2 rRNA genes are annotated in these 3,019 nt (G+C 50.8%); both read left to right on the top strand.

The features are described 5' to 3' along the window. A 23S ribosomal RNA gene (locus tag ABUE30_RS18485) occupies positions 1 to 2,786 on the top strand; the annotation flags it as partial. Positions 2,787 to 2,895: 109 nt separating this feature from the next. Further along, positions 2,896 to 3,011 (top strand): 5S ribosomal RNA (rrf, locus tag ABUE30_RS18490). The last annotated feature ends 8 nt before the right edge of the window (positions 3,012 to 3,019 follow it).

Here is a 3,019-nt window from a genome sequence, read left to right on the forward strand (position 1 = left end):
TTATAGCCCAAGATATCCGAATGGGGAAACCCACCTCTTAGAGGTATCATAAACTGAATACATAGGTTTATGAGGCGAACCGGGAGAACTGAAACATCTAAGTACCCCGAGGAAAAGAAATCAACCGAGATTCCGGAAGTAGCGGCGAGCGAAACTGGATTAGCCCTTAAGTTTATGGGAAGCAAGTGGAAGGCTCTGGAAAGGGCCACGGTACAGGGTGATAGTCCCGTACACGAAGGCGACCGATAGATGAAAACGAGTAGGACGGCACACGTGATATGTTGTCTGAACATGGGGGGACCATCCTCCAAGGCTAAATACTCCTGACTGACCGATAGTGAACCAGTACCGTGAGGGAAAGGCGAAAAGAACCCCTGTGAGGGGAGTGAAATAGAACCTGAAACCGTCTACGTACAAGCAGTGGGAGCCTCTTTATGGGGTGACTGCGTACCTTTTGTATAATGGGTCAACGACTTATGTTGAGTGGCAAGGTTAAGCGAATAGTGGAGCCGTAGGGAAACCGAGTGTTAACTGCGCGAATAGTCGCTCGACATAGACCCGAAACCCGGTGATCTAGCCATGGGCAGGTTGAAGATTGGGTAACACCAATTGGAGGACCGAACCGACTAATGTTGAAAAATTAGCGGATGACTTGTGGCTGGGGGTGAAAGGCCAATCAAACCGGGAGATAGCTGGTTCTCCTCGAAAGCTATTTAGGTAGCGCCTCGAGCGAATACCATTGGGGGTAGAGCACTGTTAAGGCTAGGGGGTCATCCCGACTTACCAACCCTTTGCAAACTCCGAATACCAATGAGTACTACTCGGGAGACACACGGCGGGTGCTAACGTTCGTCGTGGAAAGGGAAACAACCCAGACCGCCAGCTAAGGTCCCAAAGTGCATGCTAAGTGGGAAACGATGTGGAAAGGCTTAGACAGCTAGGAAGTTGGCTTAGAAGCAGCCATCTTTTAAAGAAAGCGTAATAGCTCACTAGTCGAGTCGGTCTGCGCGGAAGATGTAACGGGGCTAAGCATGCCACCGAAGCTGCGGATACGTGTTTACACGTATGGTAGAGGAGCGTTCTGTAAGCCGATGAAGGTGTGTTGTAAAGCATGCTGGAGGTATCAGAAGTGCGAATGTTGACATGAGTAACGATAAAGCGGGTGAAAAGCCCGCTCGCCGAAAGACCAAGGTTTCCTGTCCAATGTTAATCAGGGCAGGGTAAGTCGGCCCCTAAGGCGAGGCAGAGATGCGTAGTCGATGGGAAACAGGTTAATATTCCTGTACTTCATATTATTGCGATGGGGGGACGGAGAAGGTTAGGCTAGCATGGCGATGGTTGTCCATGTTCAAGGGTGTAGGTAGAGTGCTTAGGCAAATCCGGGCGCTTAATACTGAGACCTGATGACGAGGTTCTAAGGAACTGAAGTAGTTGATACCATGCTTCCAGGAAAAGCCTCTAAGCTTCAGATGAAATGAAACCGTACCCCAAACCGACACAGGTGGTTGGGTAGAGAATACCAAGGCGCTTGAGAGAACTCGGGTGAAGGAACTAGGCAAAATGGTACCGTAACTTCGGGAGAAGGTACGCTGTTGACGGTGATGGAACTTGCTTCCTAAGCTGTTGGCAGTCGCAGATACCAGTTGGCTGCAACTGTTTATTAAAAACATAGCACTGTGCAAACACGAAAGTGGACGTATACGGTGTGACGCCTGCCCGGTGCCGGAAGGTTAATTGATGGGGTTAGCGCTTGCGCGAAGCTCTTGATCGAAGCCCCGGTAAACGGCGGCCGTAACTATAACGGTCCTAAGGTAGCGAAATTCCTTGTCGGGTAAGTTCCGACCTGCACGAATGGCGTAATGATGGCCAAGCTGTCTCCACCCGAGACTCAGTGAAATTGAAATCGCTGTGAAGATGCAGTGTACCCGCGGCTAGACGGAAAGACCCCGTGAACCTTTACTACAGCTTGACACTGAACACTGAACCTACATGTGTAGGATAGGTGGGAGGCTTAGAAGCATGAACGCTAGTTTGTGTGGAGCCGCCCTTGAAATACCACCCTTGTCGGTTTGGTGTTCTAACCTAGGCCCGTTATCCGGGTCGGGGACAGTGTCTGGTGGGTAGTTTGACTGGGGCGGTCTCCTCCCAAAGAGTAACGGAGGAGCACGAAGGTTGGCTAAGTACGGTCGGACATCGTACGGTTAGTGCAATGGCATAAGCCAGCTTGACTGCGACACAGACACGTGGAGCAGGTACGAAAGTAGGTCATAGTGATCCGGTGGTTCTGAATGGAAGGGCCATCGCTCAACGGATAAAAGGTACTCCGGGGATAACAGGCTGATACCGCCCAAGAGTTCATATCGACGGCGGTGTTTGGCACCTCGATGTCGGCTCATCACATCCTGGGGCTGAAGTCGGTCCCAAGGGTATGGCTGTTCGCCATTTAAAGTGGTACGCGAGCTGGGTTTAGAACGTCGTGAGACAGTTCGGTCCCTATCTGCCGTGGGCGTTGGAGAATTGAGGGGGGCTGCTCCTAGTACGAGAGGACCGGAGTGGACGAACCGCTGGTGTTCGGGTTGTCATGCCAATGGCATTGCCCGGTAGCTAAGTTCGGGACTGATAAGCGCTGAAAGCATCTAAGCGCGAAACAGGCCTCGAGATAAATTCTCACTAGACTTTTAAAGTCTCTGAAGGGCCGTCCGAGACTAGGACGTTGATAGGCAAGGTGTGTAAGTGCTGTGAGGCATTGAGCTAACTTGTACTAATGACCCGTGAGGCTTAACCATACAACACCTAAGCGGTGTTGATTATCTTAGGATAGAAGAACGCTTGTTGAGACTTATGTGTGATAATTTAAATCAGTTTTTTCGAATTGAGACGAGCCATCAGTTTATGCCTGGTCGCCATAGCGTTGTGGAACCACCTGATTCCATGCCGAACTCAGCCGTGAAACGCAGCAGCGCCGATGATAGTGTGGGGTTTCCCCATGTGAAAGTAGGTCACGGCCAGGCTTCTTATT

Source organism: Celerinatantimonas yamalensis (genome assembly GCF_046054155.1).
Classification (GTDB): Bacteria; Pseudomonadota; Gammaproteobacteria; order Enterobacterales; family Celerinatantimonadaceae; genus Celerinatantimonas; species Celerinatantimonas yamalensis.